We start from the raw sequence: 20,792 nt of genomic DNA, 5'->3' as shown, positions 1-20,792 counted from the left end.
GCTGCGTTCTTTTGACGTTGATGTTCAAGAGGCAGCTTTCGCGGTCAATTGCGCCCGGCAGTAGTCAGCAAACAACTGCGCCGGTTTGGTCAGTTGCCCACGCTTCAACCACGCCGCCACCAACCCGGATCCGGTGACGTCTTCGACAATATCCACGCACACCACTTTCTTGCCGTCATAGGTGCATTCCGAATGCGGCCGCGTCACCAGGATCGAAAAGCCGAACCCTTGCCCGACCATCCCCCGGACCATCTCGATCGACGGTGAGCTGAAGGCAATGTTCGGCGACAGGCCCAATTCTTCGAACAGGCTGACGAAGTAGGTCCGGCTCGGTTGCACGTCCAGCAGAATCATCGGCTCCAGGCACAGATCGCGCAGCGACACTTGCTTGAGCTGGGCGAAGCGATGGTCCGCCGGCAGCAACGCGTAAGGTCGCTGCGCTGGCATCAGCGGTTCGGTCTGAATGGTGGCGTCGAGTTCGTGTTCGTAGAGAATCGCCAAGTCGAAGGTGCCCGAGGTCAGGCCTTGCACCAGCTCTTGCTGTTCGCCGTCGCGGATGCGGATTTTTACCCCCGGGTACAGCGCCGAGAACCCGGCAATCAACTGCGGCAGGTACAGCGGAGCGACCGTTTCGAAGCAGCCGATATCGATTTGCCCGGCCACCACGTCGTTATCGGCCAGGGCGTTCTGTTCGAACTCCTTTGCCATGCGCAGCAGTTCCTGGGCCTTGCGATAGAAGCGTGCACCGCTCGGTGTCAGGGACACGCCTTGGGCGTGATGACGGATCAGCAGCTGCACGCCGAAGCTGTCTTCCAGGCCTTTAATCGCGGTGGAGATCGCCGGCTGGGCGATGTACAGCTTGCGCGAAGCCTCGGCGACGCTGCCGCATTCGACGGTGGTGATGAAGTACTTCAATTGACGCAGGTTGTAGGCAGCCACGGCAAACCTCGGGGTGGATGGACTCGACATCCAGGCAATTTTTGCGCCGACTGCATCCGTTCTGACGACGGTGTTGTTGTGTTTGAACAATAACCACATCCCGCGCAACCGGGGAGATTGGCTGCCCAGTTTTTTCATGGTCTGCGAAGACATTTTTACTATTTTTACTGGACTCGGGCCTGGGCCACCATCCAAAACACAAGAAAAGCCCATGGAGCATCTGAACGTGTTCGAGCTTGCATACTGGCAAAACAAAGCCGCCACGCTGCGGTTTCCCGATCTGGCCGTGATCGACGGCCAACCCCGTTCGGCGCAGTCGGGGCAGACCTTCACTGCGATCAACCCCGCGACTGGCCAGCGCCTGGCTGACGTGACCGCTTGCGGAACTGAAGAGGTGGACGCGGCAGTACGCAATGCGCGGCAAGTATTCGAGGCCGGCACCTGGTCGGCGCATTCGCCGAGCGAGCGCAAGCAAGTGTTGCTGCGCCTGGCTGATCTGATCATGACTCACCGCGAAGAATTGGCGCTGCTCGACTCGCTGAGCATGGGCAAACCAGTGATGGACGCCTACAACATCGACGTCCCGGGCGCCACCGGGGTGTTCCGCTGGTACGCCGAAAGCCTCGACAAACTCTACGACCAGATCGCCCCCAGCGCGCAAAACGTGCTGGCGACCATCACCCGCGAAGCGCTGGGCGTAGTTGCTGCCGTGGTGCCATGGAATTTCCCGCTGGACATGGCCGCGTGGAAACTCGCACCAGCCTTGGCTGCAGGCAATTCGGTGATCCTCAAACCCGCCGAGCAATCACCGTTCTCCGCGTTACGTCTGGCCGAACTGGCGCTGGAAGCCGGCCTGCCGCCCGGCGTGCTGAACGTGCTGCCGGGCCTCGGCGAGCAGACCGGCAAAGCCCTCGGTTTGCACCCTGACGTCGATTGCCTGGTGTTCACCGGTTCCACTGAAGTCGGTAAATATTTCATGCAGTACTCGGCGCAATCGAACCTGAAACAGGTGTGGCTGGAGTGCGGCGGCAAGAGCGCCAATCTGGTGTTCGCTGATTGCCAGGACCTGGACCTGGCTGCCGAGAAAGCCGCGTTTGGCATCTTCTTCAATCAGGGCGAAGTCTGCTCGGCCAACTCTCGGTTGCTGGTGCAGCGTTCGATTCATGATGAGTTCGTCGAGCGCCTCAAAGTGCAGGCCGAGCGCTGGTTGCCGGGTGATCCGCTGGACCCGTCGAGCAGCGCCGGGGCGATTGTCGACAGCCGCCAGACCGCGCGGATCATGAAGTTCATTCAGCAGGCCGAACGCCTTGGTGCGACCAAGGAGTGCGGTGGTAGGCAATCGATTTTCAACGGTTCCGACAACTTCATTCAGCCGACGATTTTTACCGGCGTGAGCCCGGACATGCCGCTGTTTCGCGATGAAGTGTTCGGCCCGGTGCTGGCGGTCACTGCGTTCGACGACGAGGCCCATGCCTTGCAACTGGCCAACGACAGCGTCTACGGATTGGCGGCCTCGCTGTGGACCGACGACCTCAACCGCGCCCACCGTGTGGCGCGGCAATTGCGAGCGGGCACGGTGTCGGTCAACTGTGTCGATGCGCTCGACGTGACCGTGCCTTTCGGTGGCGGCAAACAGTCCGGTTTCGGCCGCGACTTGTCGCTGCATTCATTCGATAAATACACCCAGTTGAAAACCACCTGGTTTCAGCTGCGCTCATGACAGCCGCTCATAACAAAACGGAGAACTGGCGATGACCACACCACGTGAAACCCGCGACTACCAGGCCGCCGACGCTGCGCACCACATCCACGCATTCGTCGATCAAAAAGCGCTCAACGATGAAGGACCGCGGGTGATGGTCCGCGGCGAGCGCCTGCACCTGTGGGACAACGATGGGCGCCGTTACCTCGACGGCATGTCCGGGTTGTGGTGCACCAACCTCGGTTACGGCCGCAAGGACCTGGCCGCAGCGGCGACCCGGCAACTTGAGCAGTTGCCGTACTACAACATGTTTTTCCACACCACCCACCCGCAGGTGATCGAACTCTCGGAGCTGCTGTTCAGCCTGTTGCCGGGGCACTACAGCCACGCGATCTACACCAACTCCGGCTCCGAAGCCAACGAGGTGCTGATCCGTACCGTACGGCGTTACTGGACGATCCTCGGCAAGCCCGAGAAGAAAATCATGATCGGTCGCTGGAACGGTTATCACGGCTCGACGCTGGCAGCGACGGCGCTCGGCGGCATGAAATTCATGCATGAAATGGGCGGCATGCTCCCCGACATCGAACACATTGATGAACCGTACTTTTTTGCCCACGAGGGCAACCTGACCCCGGCCGAGTTCGGCCTGCGGGCCGCGCAGCAACTGGAAGCGAAGATTCTCGAACTGGGCGCGGACAAGGTCGCCGGGTTTATCGCCGAACCGTTCCAGGGCGCGGGCGGGATGATCTTCCCACCAGAAAGTTACTGGCCGGAGATTCAGCGGATCTGCCGCCAGTACGACGTACTGTTGTGTGCCGATGAAGTGATCGGTGGCTTCGGTCGTACCGGCGAATGGTTCGCTCACGAGCACTTCGGTTTCGAGCCGGACACGTTGTCGATCGCCAAGGGGCTGACCTCCGGTTACATCCCTATGGGCGGGCTGATCCTGTCGAAGAAAATGTCTCAGGTGCTGGTGGAACAGGGCGGCGTATTTGCCCACGGCCTGACGTATTCCGGGCACCCGGTGGCAGCGGCGGTGGCCATCGCCAACCTCAAGGCGTTGCGCGATGAAGGGGTGGTGACGCGGGTCAAGGATGACATCGGGCCGTACTTGCAACAGTGCTTGCGCGAGGTGTTCGGCAATCACCCGTTGGTGGGGGACATTCAGGGTGTCGGCATGGTGGCGGCGCTGCAGTTGGCGGAGGACAGGACCAGCCGTAAGCGGTTTGCCAATGAGAACGACATTGCCTGGCGTTGCCGCACGATTGGCTTTGAGGAGGGGGTGATTATTCGCTCGACGCTGGGGCGGATGATCATGGCGCCGGCGTTGATTGCCAGTCGGGAGGAGGTTGATGAGCTTGTTGGCAAAACCTTGAAGGCAGTCGATCGAACGGCTCTGGAATACGGCAGACTTTAATCTTGTAGCGCTCTTTCAGGCCTCTTCGCGAGCAAGCCCGCTCCCACATTTGATCGGTGTCGTACACAATTTTTGTGACCGACCTAGATCCACTGTGGGAGCGGGCTTGCTCGCGAATGCTATGGCCGATTCAACACGCATTTCATGTTTTGCACCCACCCCGTGCACACCCGCCAACCCCGCCCTTTTACGGCGCACGCTACCCAGTTTTTTCATCACTCCCAACGACATATTTCCTGATTTTCCTATTCCTGCCCCTGGTCCAACATCGACTTCGCCAGTCAGCCAATCGCTGACCACCGAAAGGTCCCTCAGAGACCACCGGTGGCAACTGCTCCAAGGCCACTGGCCGTACTGCCCATGACAAAACTAAATCAACAGCTTTGGGAGTGCTCCATGATCAAGTCCTTGCTTATCCGCGTCGCTCATCCACTGGCGGTCACCGCCATCGCCGCCACGGTCGCCACCAGCGCCCAGGCCGGTACCCTGTCCATCGGCCATACCACGTGGGTCGGCTACGGCACCCTCTATCTCGCCCGGGACCTTGGCTACTTCAAGGAAGGCGGTTTGACCGTCGAATTGCCCGTCGTCGAGGAAGCCTCGATGTACATGGCTGCGCAAGCGTCTGGCGAGTTGTCGGGCTCGGCGTCGACCATCGACGAAGTGCTCAAGTACCGTCCGCAATTCTGTTTCAAGGCCGTAGCGGCACTCGATGACAGCCATGGTGGCGACGGTGTTCTGGTGGGCAAGGACATCAAGAGTCTGCAAGAGCTGAAAGGCAAAGCGGTGGCGGTGAACGAAGGGTCGACTTCGCAGTTCTGGCTGTCATACCTGCTGAAAAAACACGGCATGAGCATGAGTGACATCACTGTGCAGAACATGACGGCTGACGACGCCGCCACCGCGTTCATCGCCGGTCGTGTGCCGGCCGCCGTGACCTGGGAGCCGCACCTGTCGATGGTTCGCAACAAGCAGCAAGGCAAAGTGTTGATCGACAGCAGCAGCACGCCGGGGGTGATTGTCGATGTGGTGGCGCTCAATTGCACGGTCATCGAGAAGCAGCCGGAAGACGTCAAGGCCTTGGTCGCCGGTCTCTACAAAGCCGTGCAGTACACCAAGGACCATCCAGAGGAAGCCTACAAAATCATGGCCAAAGGCGTCGGCGGCTACCTTGCCGATCCGAAGGAACTGGCCGCCGCCGCGCAAGGCGTGCGCTTCTACGATCAGGCCATGAGCGAAAAACTCCTGGGCTCGCCGGGCAAGCCGGGCGACAGCGAACCGCTGATCAAACTGGCCAACGAAACCGCCAGCGAATTGCAGGGCAAACCCTACAACGTCAGCAATGACGACCTGATCGACAACCGCTTCGTCAGCCCGCTCTAGGAGGTTTGCATGTTCAAGCGCAATTCATGGCTGAGCCGCTGCATCACGCCCAAGACCGGCCTGCCGGTGCAGGTGATCTGGAGCGCGAGCGGACTGGCCTGGGTGTTGTTGATCGGCCTGTGGGCCGGGTTGTCTTACGGTGGCGTGGTGCCAGGCATGTTCCTGCCGACACCGGGCGCGGTGGCCGAAGCCGCTGTGCGCCTGAGCCGCGACGGCACCCTCGGTTTGCACGTGTGGGCCAGTCTCGAAGTGGTGATGGTGGGTTTCATCGTCTCGTCGCTGGTGGCGGTGCCGCTGGGGTTGCTGATGGGCAGCTTTCGCATCGTCCAGGCCTTCCTTGAACCGATGGTGAATTTCATCCGTTATTTGCCAGTGACCTCGTTCGTGCCGCTGTTCATTCTGTGGATCGGCATCGGTCTGGAGCAGCGGGTGTCGGTGATCATCTTCGGCGTGTTTTTCCAGCAGCTGGTGATGATCGCGGACGTGTCCAAGGGCATTTCCAAGGACCTGATCAACGCGTCGTACACCTTGGGCTCGACCCGCCGCGATGCGGTGCTGCACGTGATCGCCCCGGCGTCGTTGCCGGGTGTGCTCGACACACTGCGCGTGACCATGGGTTGGGCATGGACCTATCTGGTGGTCGCCGAGCTGGTCGCCGCTTCCAGTGGCCTGGGTTACTTGAGCCTTAAAGCCATGCGTGGCTTTCAAGTGGATGTGATTTTCCTGGCCATCGCGATTATCGGCCTGCTGGGCCTGGTCACCGATCAACTGTTCCGTTTTCTCCGTCTGAGGATTGCCGCATGGGCTCAGTAAGCGCCGTCAACCCGCGTTTCGTCACACCCACGGCCGCCCCGGTGCAGGCCGCACCACGGCTGCAAGTGGACAAGGTCAGCCTGCGCTATCAGAAACCTGACGGCGGGATGTTCACCGCGTTGGAGCAGGTGTCGTTCGAAGTGCCGGATCAACAGTTCGCCGTGCTGGTCGGGCCGTCGGGCTGCGGCAAGTCAAGTTTGCTGTACCTCACGGCGGGCCTGAATGAGCCCACGGAAGGCGAGATCTACGTCGGTGGCCAGCAAGTGCAAGGGCCTGGCGCGGATCGCGGCATGGTATTCCAAAGCTATACGTTGTTCCCGTGGCTGACCGTGCGCCAGAACGTCGAGTTCGGCCTCAAGCGGCGTGGCATGGCGGCCGCACAGCGCAAGGAAATCGTCGACTATTACGTCAATGAAGTGGGCCTCACCGGGTTCGCCGACAACTACGCCAAGCAGCTGTCCGGCGGCATGATGCAGCGGGTGGCGATCGCCCGGGCGTTGGCCAACGACCCGCAGATCCTGTTGATGGACGAGCCATTCGGCGCGCTCGACAGCCAGACGCGCCTGCAAATGCAGCAGCTGTTGTTACGGGTCTGGGGCAACAGCAAGAAGACTGTGCTGTTCGTGACTCACGATATCGACGAGGCGGTTTTGCTCGGCGATCGGGTCTACGTGATGGGCGCCAGGCCAGGGCGGATCAAGCAGATTCTTGATGTGCCGATCGAACGCCCACGGACCCTGGACATGGTCATGGAGCGCTCGTTTATCGACATGAAGCGCAGGATTTTTGGGCTGTTGCATGACGACTTGGAGGAGGTGCATTGACCTTGCACATATCCCTGTGGGAGCGGGCTTGCTCGCGAAAGCGGTGGATCAGCAGCATTGACTTAGCCTGACACGACGCCTTCGCGAGCAAGCCCGCTCCCACAGGTTTTGTGTTGGTCGTTAGGGCGCCGCAGGCAGGAGAAACCGCGCAATCACCGGCAAATGATCGGAGATCCGCAAGGTATCGTCCTGCCTCACCATGGCCTCGACCCGTTTGATCCGCGGGCTGTAGAAGAGGTAATCAACCGTCCGGTCCGGGCCGTTCAAGCCTGGATCGTTCGGGTAGTGGGTCAGCCACCGCGCCCGATCGGCACCGCTGGCTTCGTTGTTGGTCGGGATCATCGGGTATTTGTCCCACAGCACATGCAAGGCACTGTCGACGGAGTAGGGCGTGCGTTGTTCGTCGGGCAGGCGTCGATACTGACCCAGCGGCAACAGGTTGAAGTCGCCGCCGATCAACCACGGGGTGCCACGGCTTTCAAACTTGTCGAGCACCTTGGCCACGGCGGTCACCTGCGCTTGCAGGGTTTCGTCGGGCTGGATGACGCGGTCCAGATGGGTATTGAGCACGGCAATCTGCCCGCCGTCGCTCAATGGCAGGTAAGTCACCAGCAAGGCGTTTTTCGGTTTGAATTGACGGCTGATGATGTTGGCCGGCGCAACCGGCAGTTGCAGGCGTTCGGCGTGCTTGATCTGGAAACGGCTGAGGGTTGCCAGTTGCCGGCCGACGCTGCCGAAGATGCGCGGCTCAGGCACGAAATCGGCTTTCCAGTCGAAGGCATGAGCGCTGCACGGATAAAGGTCGGCGAGCCGTTCCTGGAGCAATTTGAACTGGTTCTGGTAATCGCTGGCCTTGGCGCCGTCATCGAGTTCCTGCAACAGCACAACGTCCGGCTGCTCGTCGCGAATCACCCGCGCCACTTCATCGAGGCTGAAGGCCATGTCTTCGGGGGTGGGGCTTTCGTCATCGCCTTCGGCCTGGTCATTCCAGAACACGTAGCGTTTACCCGCCAAATATTGAACGTTCCAGGTCATCACTTTCAGCGCCTGGCCGGGTACCAGAGTGGGTGCCTGAGTGCTGCAACTGACCGGCAAGGCTTCCTTGGCTCCGGGGCGCCAGGTCAGGTTGTAGATCAGCAAGGCAATCAGGCCTGCCGCGATCAGCAGGCCCAGCAGGGTGTAGCGCAGTAGACGGGTCATGGCTCGGCTTATAGCGTTACAAAAGATGAGCCCGAGCATAAACGGCATGCCCATCAATAAGCCATACCACATGACCCTGTAGCAGCTGGCGCAGCCTGCATTCGGCTGCGTAGCAGTCGTAAACCCTCAGCATGCGGTCTACCTGAAACACCGCAGAGCCTGATTTTACGACTGCTGCGCAGCCGAACGCAGGCTTCGCCAGCTGCTACAAGGGATCGTGTCGTGCTTCAAAGAGGTCGATCAATCTTTTCAGGCGCATCGGCAATCAGCATGAACAACCGGAACAACACCACGCTGGTGAACAGTTGCAAAAAGCTGTGCGCGCTGTCGATCAGCAGCGAAATCACCGGGTTCTGCGGCTCCGGGTAAATCGCGAGGGTTGCGCCCTTGAGCACCCACAACGGGCCCATCACGCAAAGGATGCACACCAGGATGCGCAGGAAATGGCCGCGGGTCAGGCGCAGGCTTTCCTTCATCGCCGCCAACGGGGCCAGGCCGCGCAGCACCAGCAAGTACTCGCCAAACGCCAGGGTCACCATCAGCCAGATGCCCGGCAGGAAATACAGCGACAGGCCGATCAGGATCAGCAAGGTGTTGAGGGCGGTGAGCAGGGCGAAGCGCGGCCACAGGTAGGCTGACCTCGACAGCAATTCGCGGGTGCTCGGCGATTCGCCACGGCTGCGGGCATCGAGAAACAGGATCAGCGCGGCGGTGTACAGCGGATAGACCAGCAAGCCGACCATCACGCTGATACCGGGAAAGCTGTCCGGCTCGGTGGAGCGATCAACCACTTGTTGCAGCAGCGCTTCGAAGATCACCAGCGGCAGGCACAACCGCACAATCTGGCCCAGATTGCGCTTGAAGAAATACAGAGAGTCACGCAGCACATCGAACGAATTCATCAGTCGGTATCGCAGGTTGAAAGCAGTGGCCCACTTTAACCGATGAAGCCCTTTGGGGCGCAAACGTAAACGTTCGGTAAAGGTCATTGAAACATCCTGTATCAGCCCCATTACTGGAGAGCACCTTATCCACAGTGGATGAGGGCGACGATATTGCCGGCAATCTACGAGGTCGCCATGAACAGCGAAGAACAAACCCTGATCGATGGACTGTTTTCCCGGCTGCAACAGGCCGAAACGGATTCAGCCCCGCGCGACGCCCAGGCCGAGGCGCGGATCAAGGAGCATCTGACTCGCCAACCTGCGGCAGGTTATTTCATGACCCAGGCGATTCTGGTTCAAGAGGCTGCCCTCAAAAGCCTCGACGCACAGAACAAACAACTCGCTCAGCAAGTCCAGCAATTGCAGGCCGAGCTGCAATCGGCCAAGACTCAGACGGCGGCGCCCGCCAGCGGTGGTTTCCTGTCGAGCATCTTTGGTGGTGGTTCTCGTGATCCGCAGCCCGCACCAACGCAAAACGTGTCGTCCTCCAATGGCGGATGGCGTGAGCCGGGGCGGCCGTCGTTCAATTCGCAGCCACCGCAACAAAACTTCGGTGCCGCACCGCCTCAACAAAACTACGCACAACCACAACAACCGATTGGCAGCGGCTTCCTTGGCGGCGCGCTGAAAACCGCAGCCGGCGTGGCCGGGGGCGTGATGCTGGCGCAAGGCATCAGCAGCCTGTTCCAGCACAATCAGCAGCCGGAAGTGGTGGAGGTCATCAAGGAAGAGCCGGCCCAAGTCAATGATCAGAGCGACAGCGGCAACGGCTGGGGCGACGACCAGCGCGTGGCGGACAACAACGCCAACGATCAGGGCGGCTTCACCGACGCCGACTACAGCGATGACAGTTCATCGTCCTTTGGCGGCGACGACGATTCCTTCGTCTGACCCAACGTTACAGGTGTAACACCGAACCCGTGGCGAGGGAGCTTGCTCCCGTTGGGCTGCGTAGCAGTCCTTTTTTTGGGGGCCGCTTCGCGACCCATCGGGAGCAAGCTCCCTCGCCACAGGTTGCCATTCGTCCGTGGCTTCAAGATGCTTCGGGCCGATTATTCGCGGAACAATCCTTCAGGCTGGCATACTGGGCCACTTTTCGGGCCTGGTGCCTGACCCAGCCTGCGCGCAACTGCGCCAACGAGGATGCACGGTGAAAAAAATCGCAGTGTTCGCCGATGTCCAGAACCTCTATTACACCGTGCGTCAGGCCTATGGTTGCCACTTCAACTATGCCGCGCTGTGGGCTGATATCAGCAAACAGGGCGAGATCGTCGAGGCCTATGCCTACGCGATCGATCGCGGCGACAGCAAGCAGCAGCAATTCCAGCAGATCCTGCGCAACCTTGGCTTCATCGTGAAGCTCAAGCCCTACATCCAGCGCAGCGACGGCTCGGCCAAGGGAGACTGGGACGTGGGCATCACCCTCGACATCATGGATGCCGCCGATCATGTCGACGAAGTGGTGCTGGCTTCCGGTGACGGTGACTTCGACATGCTGCTGGAGCGCATCATCACCAAGCACGGCGTGCAAGCCGTGGCCTACGGCGTGCCGGGCCTGACGGCTAACTCGCTGATCCGCGCCGCCAGCCGCTACGTGCCGATCGAAGGCGCGTTGCTGCTCAAGAATTGATTTTTACGGAGTTGAAACAGGTTTGGAACGCATAGCAGTCATCGACTTTGAAACCACCGGGATCTCACCAAGCAGCAGCTGCCGGGCCACGGAAATTGCCGTGGTGATCCTTGAACAGGGGCGCATCGTCGAGCGTTACCAGAGCCTGATGAACGCCGGCGTACGCGTCCCGGCCTTCATCGAACAACTCACCGGCATCAGCAACGCCATGCTGCGCACCGCGCCATCGGCCGAGCAGGTGATGAACGAGGTCAACGAATTCGTCGGCATTACGCCGCTGCTGGCGCATAACGCCGCGTTCGACCAGAAGTTCTGGGACTTCGAACTCGGCCGCATCAAACGCACCCGCTTGCAGAACTTCGCCTGCTCGCTGCTCCTCGCCCGCCGCCTGATGCCCGCCGCGCCGAACCACAAACTCGGCACCCTCACCACCTTCGCCAGCCTGCCCAACACCGGCAAGGCTCACCGGGCCATGGCGGATGCGGAGATGGCGGCCAACCTGACGGGGCATCTGCTTCAGGAACTGCAGCAGAAGCACGGGTTGCGCGAGTTGTCCCATGACCTGCTGGTCAGCCTGCAGAAAGTGCCGGCGGCGAAGATCAACGAGCATCTCAAGCGCCATCGCGGGTTCTAAAAACATCGCCAATCCCCTGTATCTGATCGTTCCCACGCTCCGCGTGGGAATGCCTCACCGGACGCTCTGCGTCCGCTCTTGGGACGCGGAGCGTCCCGGGCTGCATTCCCACGCAGAGCGTGGGAACGATCTAATCAAGCCTTTCCTTCCAATTGCCCCAACGGCACGCGCTTCTCGATGGCGCTCGACAGCACAATCGAGGTCTTGCTGAACCCGAACTTGGCAATGCGATTGATCAACTCTTCGAGCTCCGGCATCGAGCCCACCGCCGCCTGCATGATCACGCACGGATCACCCGTCACCCGGTGGCATTCCGTCAGTTGTGGGATTTTGATCAGGTCGTCGTAGGCCTTCTGGTTGCCATGCTGGTTCAGGCGCAGTTCGATCACGCACTGGATCGGCAACCCAAGCTTGGCCATGTCCACTTTCGCCTGATAACCGGTAATCACCCCGCAGGCTTCGAGTTTGGCCACGCGCTCGGCCACGGCCGGGGCGGACAGGTTGACCTTGCGCGCCAGGTCGGCGTAGGACGCACGACCGTTTTCCAGCAGCGCGCTGAGGAGCATGCGGTCGTACTTATCCATGGTAGTATTCCTGAAAAATGACTGACTTACGAAAACACGGTTTATAGCGCCGATCTCCGTGTTTTGAAAAGTGTACTGGCGCTATAAACAGGTTTTGTAACTTATTTTACGCCGCTGGCCTTTCTAGAATAGCTGTTCACATTGTCTTGTCATCGAGCTGCCCATGCGCCGTTTCCCGTTACCGTTGATCGCCGCTTTCTTCGCCCTGTACGTGATCTGGGGTTCGACCTACCTGGTGATCCGCATCGGCGTGGAGTACTGGCCGCCGTTGCTGCTCGCCGGCATCCGCTTCGTGATCGCCGGGACCTTGATGTATGCGTTTCTGCGTTGGCGCGGGGCGCCGGCACCGACCTGGGCGCAGTGGAAAGCCGCCGGGATCATCGGGATCTTGCTGCTGACGTGTGGTAACGGCGCGGTCAGTGTGGCTGAACACACGGGCGTCGCTTCGGGTGTGGCTGCGTTGGCGGTGGCGACGGTGCCGTTGTTTACCTTGCTCTGCGGCTATTTCTGGGGCGCGCGTAATACTCGTCTCGAATGGGCCGGGATTGTGCTCGGGCTGATCGGCATCGCCATGCTCAACCTCGGCTCCAACCTGCAATCGAGCCCGCTGGGCGCCGCATTGCTGATATTCGCGGCGGCTTCCTGGGCCTTCGGTTCGGTCTGGAGCAAACACTTGCCGTTGCCCCAGGGCGCCATGGCCAGCGCCGTGGAAATGCTGGTGGGCGGCGTGGCGTTGTTGATCGGCAGCGCCGTGAGTGGCGAGCACCTGGAGAGCCTGCCGCCGATGGAAGGCTGGGCAGCCTTGGCCTACCTGACTGTCTTCGGTTCGATCATCGCTTTCAACGCCTACATGTACCTGTTGAAAAACGTGCGTCCGGCGGCGGCGACCAGTTATGCCTACGTCAACCCGGCGGTGGCGGTGTTGTTGGGGATCGTGTTCGTCGGCGAAACCATCGGCATCGAAGAAGCGCTGGCGATGCTGGTGATCATCAGCGCCGTGGTGCTGATCGGTTTGCCGCAGTGGCGACGTGCGCCGGTTCGACCGGCTGCCGTGGTGCAGACAGAATCGAGCGTGAATTAGGGTAAACTGCGCGCCATTGCACACTCGTTTTGCACAACCGCGCTGAATTTTCCTACGGTAATCCCATGACTTTCGCCACCCTTGGCCTGATCGAACCCTTGCTGCGCTCTCTCGAGACGCTCGGCTACCAGACCCCGACGCCGGTTCAGGCGCAAGCCATTCCGGCGGTGCTGGCCGGTCGCGACCTGATGGCCGCCGCCCAGACCGGCACCGGCAAGACCGCCGGTTTCGCGCTGCCGCTGCTGCAGTTGCTGGCCATGGAAGGGCCGAAAGTTGCCTCTAACTCGGTACGCGCCCTGATCCTGGTGCCGACCCGCGAACTGGCCGAACAGGTTCACGAAGCCGTGCGTCAGTACGCCGAGAACCTGCCGTTGAGCACTTACGCAGTGTACGGCGGCGTCAGCATCAACCCGCAAATGATGAAGCTGCGCAAAGGTGTCGATGTGCTGGTGGCGACCCCGGGTCGTTTGCTCGACCTGTATCGCCAGAAGGCCCTCAAGTTCAATCAGCTGCAAACCCTGATTCTTGATGAAGCCGACCGCATGCTCGATCTGGGTTTTTCCGAGGAGCTGGGGAATATTTACCGCGTGCTGCCGAAGCAACGTCAGACGCTGTTGTTCTCCGCGACCTTCTCCGACGCCATCCGTTTGCTGGCCGGGCAAATGCTTAACGATCCGCTGAGCATTGAAGTCAGCCCGCGCAACGTGGCTGCCAGCACCGTTAAGCAATGGGTTGTGGTGGTGGACAAGAAGCGCAAGCCAGAGCTGTTCATTCACCTGCTGCGCAAGGGCAAGTGGAAGCAGGTGCTGGTGTTCGCCAAGACTCGCAATGGCGTGGACGCGCTGGTGGAAAAACTCCAAGGTCTGGGCGTCAACGCCGACGGCATCCACGGTGACAAACCGCAGGCGACCCGTCAGCGTGCGCTGGACCGGTTCAAGGCCAGTGAAGTGCAGATTCTTGTGGCCACCGACGTTGCGGCCCGTGGTCTGGATATCGAAGATTTGCCATTGGTGGTCAACTTCGACCTGCCGATCGTGGCAGAGGACTACATCCACCGGATCGGTCGTACCGGTCGTGCGGGTGCCACCGGGCAGGCCATTTCACTGGTGTGCGCCGATGAAGTGAATTTGCTGTCGGCCATCGAGACATTGACCCGTCAGACGTTGCCTCGGCAGATGGAGCATGACTTCGAACCTGAGCATCGGGTGCCGGATACCGATGCCAGCGGTCAGGTGGTGAAGAAGCCGAAAAAACCGAAGAAGCCGAAGACGTCCGGTGGCGGTAAGCGCAACCTGGGTAAGTGGGTTGAGAGCGGGGATAATTCGGCGCCTGAGCCTTCGATCAAGCCAGTGCGCAAGGTGCCAGTGTTTAATACCGGGCCCCGTAAGCGTAAGCCTTGATCTCGTAACGATCGTTCCCACGCTCCGCGTGGGAATGCAGCCCGGGACGCTCCGCGTCCCTTCAAAGCCGAACGCGGAGCGTCCGAAGAGGCATCCCCACGCAGAGCGTGGGAACGATCAAATCGTCCAACTTTTCGGGGTCAGTCCAGAGCGTGGGAATGATCAGTCAACGATCAGTGTCGCTGTTTCAACCACTCCACCATCCCCATCCCCGCCGCGCGCCCACTGGCGAAACACGCGGTCAGCAGATAGCCGCCGGTCGGCGCTTCCCAATCCAGCATTTCCCCCGCGCAAAACACGCCAGGCAGTTGCTTGAGCATCAAACGTTCATCCATCGACTCAAACTTCACGCCACCGGCGCTGCTGATGGCCTCATCCAGTGGGCGGGCTTTCACCAGCGTCAGCGGCAACGCCTTGATCGCCTTGGCCAGCAACGCCGGATCAGCGAAACATTCAGCCGGCGTGAGTTCGCGCAGCAACGCGGCTTTCACACCATCAATCCCAAGCTGACTGTGCAGGTGTTTGGACATGGAACGCGACCCGCGCGGTTTGCTCAGCGCAGCCTGAACTTTATCCACAGGCCGGCCCGGCAACAGGTCGAGATGAATGATTGCTGAACCGTGCTGGTTGATGGCTTCGCGGATCGGTGCCGAGAGGGCGTAGATCAAACTGCCTTCAATCCCGGTCGAGGTGATCACGCATTCGCCCAAGCGCGGCACGTCGTCATTGAGGCCGATGGCGATGTTTTTCAGCGGTGCGCCGGCGAATTTGCTGACCATCAAGTCGCTCCAGGCCTGCACCTCGAAGCCGCAATTGCTCGGTTGCAACGGCATCAGTCCTACGCCGCGCTGTTCCAGTGGCAGCATCCACGCGCCGTCCGAACCGAGGCGTGACCAACTGCCACCGCCGAGGGCGAGCAAGGTTGCGTCAGGCTTGACGATTTTTTCGCCCTCGGGGCTGTCGATGCGCAATCCACCGTTGTCTTCCCAGCCGAGCCAGCGGTGGCGGGTGTGGATAACGACGCCAGCGTCTCGCAGGCGTTTGAGCCAGGCACGCAACAGGGGCGCAGCTTTCATGTCGGTCGGAAACACCCGGCCGGAGCTGCCGATAAAGGTTTCGATGCCCAGGTCATGAATCCATTGGCACAACGCATCCGCGCCGAATGAGCGAAGCAGCGGCGCAATCTGCGGCGCGCGCTCGGCGTAACGCGAGAGGAACGCCGGGTAGGCTTCGGAATGGGTGATGTTCATGCCGCCGACACCGGCCAGCAGGAATTTTCGCCCCACTGATGGCATGCCGTCGTACAGGTCGACTTTGATTCCGGCCTGGCTCAACACTTCGGCCGCCATCAGACCGGCGGGGCCGCCGCCGATGATGGCGACGTGTGGGAAGGGGGAAGTACTGGCGTTGGTCATGGGAAGCGCTACGGTATGCCGGAATGAAGCCAGGCATTCTATCAGCACAGATCCTTGTGGGAGCGGGCTTGCTCGCGAAGGCGGTGTGTCAGTCCATGAAGATGTCGACTGGTCTACCACATTCGCGAGCAAGCCCGCTCCCACATTTGATCTTCAGTGTTTTCAGAGGTGATCAAAAAACAACCACCGCTTTTCAGGCTATATGTGGCATGGCCTGCAGACCCTTTCACTCAGGTTATCCACAAGCAGTTCCACAGGCATTGTGGGTAAAGGCTCACGCCTCAATGACAACCTGATGACTGCCAGACCCGCTGCGCGCTGTGATGCAGGATGCCGTGGCGGCGAGCCAGGGCCTTGCGGTCCTTGCTGTAACCGCCGCCAATCACCCCGACTACCGGGATATCCCGCCCCAGGCAATGACGCATCACGCTTTCATCGCGAGCGGCGACGCCTTCGTCTGTCAGCTTCAGGTAACCGAGTGCGTCGTCCTTATGCACATCGACGCCGGCGTCATACAACACCAGGTCCGGTTGGTAGAGCGGCAGCAAATAATTCAGCGCATCGTCCACCACCTTCAGGTAATCGGCATCGCCCATGCCTTTGGGCAACGGGATGTCCCAGTCGCTTTCGGCCTTGCGTGCAGGAAAATTCTTTTCGCAATGCAGGGAAACGGTTATCGCGTCCGGGGTGTTGTGCAGTATTCGTGCAGTCCCGTCGCCCTGGTGGACGTCGCAATCGAAGATCAGCACCCGATTCACACGGCCGCTTTCCAGCAGAAAATGGCTGATCACCGCCAGGTCATTGAAGATGCAGAAACCCGCCGGATAGTCGTAATGCGCGTGATGGGTGCCACCGGCGAGATGACAGGCCAGCCCGTGTTGCAGCGCCTGTTCCGCCGCCAGCAACGAACCGCCGACCGCCCGCACCGTACGCCGGGCCAGCGCTTCGCTCCAGGGCAGGCCGAGACGCCGCTGGTCTTCGCGGGACAACTCGCCGCTCATGTAGCGTTCGATATAGGCAGCGTCATGGGCGAGGGCAAGAATCTCCGGGGGACAAAGTTCCGGGCGCAGCAGGTCGGCGTCCCGGGTCAGGCCGCTGTCCACCAGGTGATCGCGCAGCAGGCGAAACTTGTCCATTGGGAAGCGGTGATCCGCCGGGAATTCGGGGCTGTAGTCTTCGTGGTAGATCAGCGGCAGCGGCATGACGAATTCAGTCAGGAATGAGTGAAGGATCCTACCAGCGTTGTAGACTTGAGGCATGGAAAGGGGGGGGGACACGATGGAGCCGATACTGGAACTCGAGAGCGCGCGACTGTTGTTGCGGCAGTGGCGCGATGAGGATTTGCCGGAGTTTGCGGCGATGTGCGCCGATCCACAGGTCATGCGTTATTTTCCGGCGCCGTTGAGCCGCCTGGAAAGTGCGTCGCTGATCGGACGGATTCGCGGGCATTTTGCCGAGCATGGCTTCGGCCTCTGGGCGCTGGAGCGCAAGGACACCGGAGCATTCATCGGTTTCACCGGACTCGGTGTGGTCGGTTTCGATGCGCCGTTCACCCCGGCGACCGAAATCGGCTGGCGCCTGGCGCGCGAGCATTGGGGGCTGGGTTATGCCAGTGAAGCGGCGTGGACCGCTCTGCGCTGCGGGTTTGACCGGATGCCGCTGAAAGAAGTCGTGTCCTTCACCACCGAAACCAACATGCCGTCGCAGAAAGTCATGCAGGCAATCGGCATGCACCATGATTCAGCCGATGATTTTGAACATCCCAGGCTCGCGGCCGATCATCCCCTGCGTCACCATGTGTTGTATCGCATCACCCGTGAACAATGGCTGCAAACCTTGCATGGATAAGCAGGCACGGACGTTTACAATGGCGCCCATGGGCCCTGGCCATTAACTAAATCGACCGCCGCAGCCAAGACTGCGCGGCATGCTTTGTGTGAGGAGAGTCTGAATGAGCCAAGTGTTGGATGATCTGGTCGACTTGCTGACCCTGGAACCGATCGAAGAAAACCTGTTCCGTGGCCGCAGTCAGGACCTGGGTTTTCGTCAGTTGTTCGGCGGTCAGGTGATCGGTCAGTCCTTGTCGGCGGCCAGTCAGACGGTCGAGGAAACGCGCCATGTGCACTCGATGCACGGCTATTTCCTGCGCCCGGGCGACTCGGCGTTGCCTGTGGTGTATCAGGTTGACCGGGTGCGTGATGGCGGCAGTTTCAGCACGCGTCGAGTGACGGCGATCCAGAAGGGCAACCCGATCTTCACCTGCAGCGCCTCGTTCCAGTACGACGAAAAAGGTTTCGAGCACCAGGCCCAGATGCCAATCGTGGTCGGCCCGGAAAACCTGCCCTCGGAACTGGAGCTCACCCAACAGCGTGCGCACCTGATTCCCGAGCACATGCGCGAAAAATTTCTGTGCCCCAAACCGATCGAATTCCGACCGATCACCGAGAAAGATCCCTACAACCCGCAACCTTCAGATCCGGTCAAGTACGTCTGGTTTCGCGCCGACGGTGCCTTGGCGGACTCTCCGGCGCTGCACAAATACCTGCTGGCCTACGCCTCAGACTTCGGTCTGCTGACCACCTCGATGCAGCCCCATGGCAAATCGGTCTGGCAGAAAGACATGCAGGTCGCCAGCCTCGATCACGCGCTGTGGTTCCATGCGGATCTGCGCGCCGATGACTGGTTGCTGTACGCGATGGACAGCCCATGGGCCGGCAATTCTCGCGGCTTCACCCGTGGCAGCGTGTTCAACCGTGCCGGGCAACTGGTGGCGTCGGTCACGCAGGAAGGCTTGATCCGTCACCGCAAGGATTGGGCATGAGCCTGGCCGAGGTGCGGCACTGGGTGTTCGACATGGACGGCACCCTGACGGTGGCCGTGCATGACTTCGCGGCGATTCGCGTGGCCTTGGCGATCCCGGCTGAAGACGACATCCTGACCCACCTCGCCGCGCTGCCGGCCGATGAAGCGGCCGCCAAACATGCGTGGCTTCTGGAGCACGAACGTGACCTGGCGCTGGGTTCGACAGCCGCGCCGGGCGCGGTGGAACTGGTGCGTGAGTTGGCCGGGCGCGGTTATCGCCTGGGCATTCTGACGCGCAATGCCCGGGAGCTGGCGCATGTGACACTGGAGGCGATCGGCCTGGCGGACTGCTTTGCCGTGGAGGATGTGTTGGGGCGTGATGAAGCGCCGCCAAAGCCGCATCCCGGTGGTTTGCTGAAACTGGCCGAGGCCTGGAACGTGCCGGCGAGCGAGATGGTGATGGTCGGGGATTACCGGTTTGATCTGGATTGCGGTCGAGCGGCGGGGGCGCGGACGGTGTTAGTGAATTTGCCGGATAACCCTTGGCCGGAGCTGACGGATTGGCATGCGGCGGATTGCCTGGTGTTGCGGGAAATGTTGTCTGCTTGAGGGCCTCATCGCGGCATCGGTATCTACACATCTCTAAAGTCTTCGGCTGGCCACCCAGCCGATGGCTTCTTTAGCAAAACCCGCCAGTTCCTGGGGAGTGTATTGCTCCAGCGTCTCGCACATGGCCAACAGCATGTACAAACCGGCCAGCACCGCAGAAGCCGTTACCGGCTGCGAGCGCTTCATCTGCCGACCGGACAGACGGACCAAAAAGTCCCGTGTTTGCTCAGCAAACTCACCCTCTGCCCGCATCAGACGCCAACTAACTGCACACGCCTGACTAGCGATCAGCAGCCGTTTGAACACGGCTTCACCGCTCTCTTGCTGCCAGTTTTCTAGCTGATGCCCACCCCCTTTAAGCAGTTTGAAGTAGGACTCGATACGCCAGCGCCAGTAATACCAGAGCGCCAATCGTTCACCCGCGACCTCTTGTTCAAGGTTGCTCAGCAAATACCATTCGGCCAGCAAATGACCGTCCGCCCCCGTGATTCGGCTAACGATCAACCGCGCCGGTAATGGCTCTCCAGATTTATGCCGCGTCTTGCGCTCGGTTCTGTCTTTGAGAAACGGCTGAGCTTTGCGAGTCAGTACGACCGAGGTTTCCCCGATCCATTGAATCGCGGGCTTGCCTTTGTATTCAACCTTGCGGGTTTCTTTGTAAATGAGCCCCTTGCCGATCTGGCTTAGCGGCTGAGATTGGCCTTCATAACTCGCTGTAGAGCCCGCTTTTACGCGTAACAGCCAGTTCCAGTTCTCAGCTTGCCACTGCCTCATGTGAGCCACAGAGTCAGCTTCTCGATCCACAATATGGACCAGAGGCTTGGCAAATTTTTGCTGCTCCAACCAAGCAATACGAGCGGTTAGCTCATCCAGATGTTTTTCAGGGGCCAGCACTTCTTCGGTTCGCGTGCTGAGCACGCCGTCCCTGGTCGCTAGATTCTGAGCAGGAGTACAGATCGGTGCACCGTCACGATCCGTGACTAGCAGACTGCTTTGCAGCTCGTAACCGATGTCGCCCCGGTGGGTCATTTGCAGGCGATCAGCCTTGCTGTGGTGGTGCATGTAATTGAGCCGAGACCAGTCATGCATGACCAAGGCATAGTCATCACAGTCGTCCCGACAGCCTTCGTGGGCCAACGCCAGCAGCGGTTTAACCAGATCAACGGGCCTGACTCGGTCATTGCTCAAAAATCGCCAAAGGGCTTGCGTCTGTGCAAAAGCCTTGTCGCTTCGCGGCAAGGCTTTCATCCCGGCGGCCAGCGCCGGTAATCCATTACTGTGTCCCATGACTAACTCGTCGTATCGTTTTGCCAGTCGGGCATCTAGCCCGGTCATTTGATATCCATGCCGTCCTTTTATAGACCAGGATCGGGAGATGTGTAGATACCGATGCTCATCGCGGGCAAGCCCGC

The 20,792-nt window shown here is 60.4% G+C and carries 20 protein-coding genes; 13 read left to right on the top strand and 7 right to left on the bottom strand.

Annotated features, from left to right (window positions below):
• Window positions 1-24: 24 nt before the first annotated feature.
• A complete protein-coding gene (locus tag ACA072_RS25340) occupies window positions 25-939 on the bottom strand; it encodes a LysR substrate-binding domain-containing protein (protein WP_497625044.1) in 915 nt (304 codons plus the stop codon).
• Between the two features lie 226 nt (window positions 940-1,165).
• On the opposite strand from ACA072_RS25340, the gene ACA072_RS25335 reads away from it, so the two are divergent.
• The 5 genes from ACA072_RS25335 to ACA072_RS25315 all read left to right on the top strand — a co-directional run bounded on the left by ACA072_RS25335 (window position 1,166) and on the right by ACA072_RS25315 (window position 7,081).
• Window positions 1,166-2,659: an aldehyde dehydrogenase gene (locus ACA072_RS25335; protein WP_497621329.1), complete on the top strand. Its 1,494-nt coding sequence runs from the start codon at window positions 1,166-1,168 to the stop codon at window positions 2,657-2,659.
• A gap of 31 nt (window positions 2,660-2,690) precedes the next feature.
• Window positions 2,691-4,061 (top strand): aspartate aminotransferase family protein, encoded by a 1,371-nt coding sequence (locus ACA072_RS25330; protein WP_497621327.1) that lies wholly within the window; start codon window positions 2,691-2,693, stop codon window positions 4,059-4,061.
• 396 nt (window positions 4,062-4,457) lie between these two features.
• Window positions 4,458-5,444 carry an ABC transporter substrate-binding protein gene (locus ACA072_RS25325; RefSeq protein WP_497621325.1) on the top strand — a complete coding sequence of 329 codons (987 nt, stop codon included), beginning with the start codon at window positions 4,458-4,460 and terminating at the stop codon, window positions 5,442-5,444.
• 9 nt (window positions 5,445-5,453) lie between these two features.
• Window positions 5,454-6,257, top strand: coding sequence for an ABC transporter permease (locus tag ACA072_RS25320; RefSeq protein WP_010467403.1), 804 nt, complete (start codon window positions 5,454-5,456; stop codon window positions 6,255-6,257).
• Entirely contained in the window at window positions 6,245-7,081 is an 837-nt protein-coding gene (locus ACA072_RS25315; RefSeq protein WP_497621323.1) for an ABC transporter ATP-binding protein, read from the top strand. The genes ACA072_RS25320 and ACA072_RS25315 overlap by 13 nt, the downstream gene beginning before the upstream one ends.
• Before the next feature lie 120 nt (window positions 7,082-7,201).
• On the opposite strand, the gene ACA072_RS25310 is transcribed toward ACA072_RS25315, so the two are convergent.
• Window positions 7,202-8,281: an endonuclease/exonuclease/phosphatase family protein gene (locus ACA072_RS25310; RefSeq protein WP_497621322.1), complete on the bottom strand. Its 1,080-nt coding sequence runs from the start codon at window positions 8,279-8,281 to the stop codon at window positions 7,202-7,204.
• A 227-nt stretch (window positions 8,282-8,508) separates the two neighbouring features.
• Window positions 8,509-9,183 (bottom strand): YciC family protein, encoded by a 675-nt coding sequence (locus ACA072_RS25305; protein WP_497621320.1) that lies wholly within the window; start codon window positions 9,181-9,183, stop codon window positions 8,509-8,511.
• 177 nt (window positions 9,184-9,360) lie between these two features.
• Between ACA072_RS25305 and ACA072_RS25300 the strand changes: the two genes are divergently transcribed.
• From ACA072_RS25300 to ACA072_RS25290, 3 genes are all read left to right on the top strand, one after another.
• Window positions 9,361-10,116 (top strand): DUF2076 domain-containing protein, encoded by a 756-nt coding sequence (locus ACA072_RS25300; RefSeq protein ID WP_497621318.1) that lies wholly within the window; start codon window positions 9,361-9,363, stop codon window positions 10,114-10,116.
• Window positions 10,117-10,375: 259 nt separating this feature from the next.
• Window positions 10,376-10,855 carry a LabA-like NYN domain-containing protein gene (locus ACA072_RS25295; RefSeq protein ID WP_010467410.1) on the top strand — a complete coding sequence of 160 codons (480 nt, stop codon included), beginning with the start codon at window positions 10,376-10,378 and terminating at the stop codon, window positions 10,853-10,855.
• Window positions 10,856-10,877: 22 nt separating this feature from the next.
• Window positions 10,878-11,489 (top strand): 3'-5' exonuclease, encoded by a 612-nt coding sequence (locus ACA072_RS25290; protein ID WP_497331102.1) that lies wholly within the window; start codon window positions 10,878-10,880, stop codon window positions 11,487-11,489.
• 134 nt (window positions 11,490-11,623) lie between these two features.
• On the opposite strand, the gene ACA072_RS25285 is transcribed toward ACA072_RS25290, so the two are convergent.
• Window positions 11,624-12,073: an Lrp/AsnC family transcriptional regulator gene (locus ACA072_RS25285; RefSeq protein WP_095130704.1), complete on the bottom strand. Its 450-nt coding sequence runs from the start codon at window positions 12,071-12,073 to the stop codon at window positions 11,624-11,626.
• A 157-nt stretch (window positions 12,074-12,230) separates the two neighbouring features.
• On the opposite strand from ACA072_RS25285, the gene yedA reads away from it, so the two are divergent.
• Together yedA and rhlE1 are read left to right on the top strand one after the other, a co-directional pair.
• Window positions 12,231-13,154 (top strand): drug/metabolite exporter YedA, encoded by a 924-nt coding sequence (yedA, locus tag ACA072_RS25280; RefSeq protein ID WP_497625043.1) that lies wholly within the window; start codon window positions 12,231-12,233, stop codon window positions 13,152-13,154.
• Between the two features lie 65 nt (window positions 13,155-13,219).
• A complete protein-coding gene (rhlE1, locus tag ACA072_RS25275; protein ID WP_497621315.1) occupies window positions 13,220-14,554 on the top strand; it encodes an RNA helicase RhlE1 in 1,335 nt (444 codons plus the stop codon).
• 173 nt (window positions 14,555-14,727) lie between these two features.
• Here the strand turns inward: rhlE1 and ACA072_RS25270 are convergent, their stop codons facing one another.
• Window positions 14,728-15,969, bottom strand: coding sequence for a TIGR03862 family flavoprotein (locus ACA072_RS25270; protein WP_497621313.1), 1,242 nt, complete (start codon window positions 15,967-15,969; stop codon window positions 14,728-14,730).
• Window positions 15,970-16,250: 281 nt separating this feature from the next.
• Window positions 16,251-17,171, bottom strand: a complete 921-nt coding sequence (locus ACA072_RS25265) for a histone deacetylase family protein (RefSeq protein WP_131061828.1) — start codon at window positions 17,169-17,171, stop codon at window positions 16,251-16,253.
• A gap of 76 nt (window positions 17,172-17,247) precedes the next feature.
• Between ACA072_RS25265 and ACA072_RS25260 the strand changes: the two genes are divergently transcribed.
• The 3 genes from ACA072_RS25260 to ACA072_RS25250 all read left to right on the top strand — a co-directional run bounded on the left by ACA072_RS25260 (window position 17,248) and on the right by ACA072_RS25250 (window position 19,380).
• A complete protein-coding gene (locus ACA072_RS25260) occupies window positions 17,248-17,817 on the top strand; it encodes a GNAT family N-acetyltransferase (protein ID WP_497621310.1) in 570 nt (189 codons plus the stop codon).
• Between the two features lie 103 nt (window positions 17,818-17,920).
• The gene (gene tesB / locus ACA072_RS25255; RefSeq protein ID WP_497621308.1) at window positions 17,921-18,790 is read left to right on the top strand and encodes an acyl-CoA thioesterase II; all 870 of its coding nucleotides are present in this window, start codon (window positions 17,921-17,923) and stop codon (window positions 18,788-18,790) included.
• Entirely contained in the window at window positions 18,787-19,380 is a 594-nt protein-coding gene (locus ACA072_RS25250) for an HAD family hydrolase (protein WP_497621306.1), read from the top strand. Before tesB ends, ACA072_RS25250 begins: the two co-directional genes overlap by 4 nt.
• Before the next feature lie 33 nt (window positions 19,381-19,413).
• Here the strand turns inward: ACA072_RS25250 and ACA072_RS25245 are convergent, their stop codons facing one another.
• On the bottom strand, window positions 19,414-20,715 hold the full coding sequence (locus tag ACA072_RS25245; protein WP_497618676.1) for a transposase: 1,302 nt from the start codon (window positions 20,713-20,715) through the stop codon (window positions 19,414-19,416).
• Between the last annotated feature and the right edge of the window lie 77 nt (window positions 20,716-20,792).

Source organism: Pseudomonas sp. LBUM1656, assembly GCF_059716065.1.
Note: the sequence above shows the minus strand (reverse complement) of the source record. Positions and strands in the feature narration are given on the sequence as shown.

Bases quoted from the DNA above. Each gene is read 5' to 3' on its own strand.
- ACA072_RS25330 (WP_497621327.1), top strand. From the start codon at position 2,691: ATGACCACACCACGTGAAACCCGCGACTACCAGGCCGCCGACGCTGCG.
- ACA072_RS25325 (WP_497621325.1), top strand. From the start codon at position 4,458: ATGATCAAGTCCTTGCTTATCCGCGTCGCTCATCCACTGGCGGTCACC.
- ACA072_RS25320 (WP_010467403.1), top strand. From the start codon at position 5,454: ATGTTCAAGCGCAATTCATGGCTGAGCCGCTGCATCACGCCCAAGACC.
- ACA072_RS25315 (WP_497621323.1), top strand. From the start codon at position 6,245: ATGGGCTCAGTAAGCGCCGTCAACCCGCGTTTCGTCACACCCACGGCC.
- ACA072_RS25310 (WP_497621322.1), bottom strand. From the start codon at position 8,281: ATGACCCGTCTACTGCGCTACACCCTGCTGGGCCTGCTGATCGCGGCA.
- ACA072_RS25305 (WP_497621320.1), bottom strand. From the start codon at position 9,183: ATGAATTCGTTCGATGTGCTGCGTGACTCTCTGTATTTCTTCAAGCGC.
- ACA072_RS25300 (WP_497621318.1), top strand. From the start codon at position 9,361: ATGAACAGCGAAGAACAAACCCTGATCGATGGACTGTTTTCCCGGCTG.
- ACA072_RS25285 (WP_095130704.1), bottom strand. From the start codon at position 12,073: ATGGATAAGTACGACCGCATGCTCCTCAGCGCGCTGCTGGAAAACGGT.
- rhlE1 (WP_497621315.1), top strand. From the start codon at position 13,220: ATGACTTTCGCCACCCTTGGCCTGATCGAACCCTTGCTGCGCTCTCTC.
- ACA072_RS25270 (WP_497621313.1), bottom strand. From the start codon at position 15,969: ATGACCAACGCCAGTACTTCCCCCTTCCCACACGTCGCCATCATCGGC.
- ACA072_RS25265 (WP_131061828.1), bottom strand. From the start codon at position 17,171: ATGCCGCTGCCGCTGATCTACCACGAAGACTACAGCCCCGAATTCCCG.
- ACA072_RS25260 (WP_497621310.1), top strand. From the start codon at position 17,248: ATGGAGCCGATACTGGAACTCGAGAGCGCGCGACTGTTGTTGCGGCAG.
- tesB (WP_497621308.1), top strand. From the start codon at position 17,921: ATGAGCCAAGTGTTGGATGATCTGGTCGACTTGCTGACCCTGGAACCG.
- ACA072_RS25250 (WP_497621306.1), top strand. From the start codon at position 18,787: ATGAGCCTGGCCGAGGTGCGGCACTGGGTGTTCGACATGGACGGCACC.
- ACA072_RS25245 (WP_497618676.1), bottom strand. From the start codon at position 20,715: ATGACCGGGCTAGATGCCCGACTGGCAAAACGATACGACGAGTTAGTC.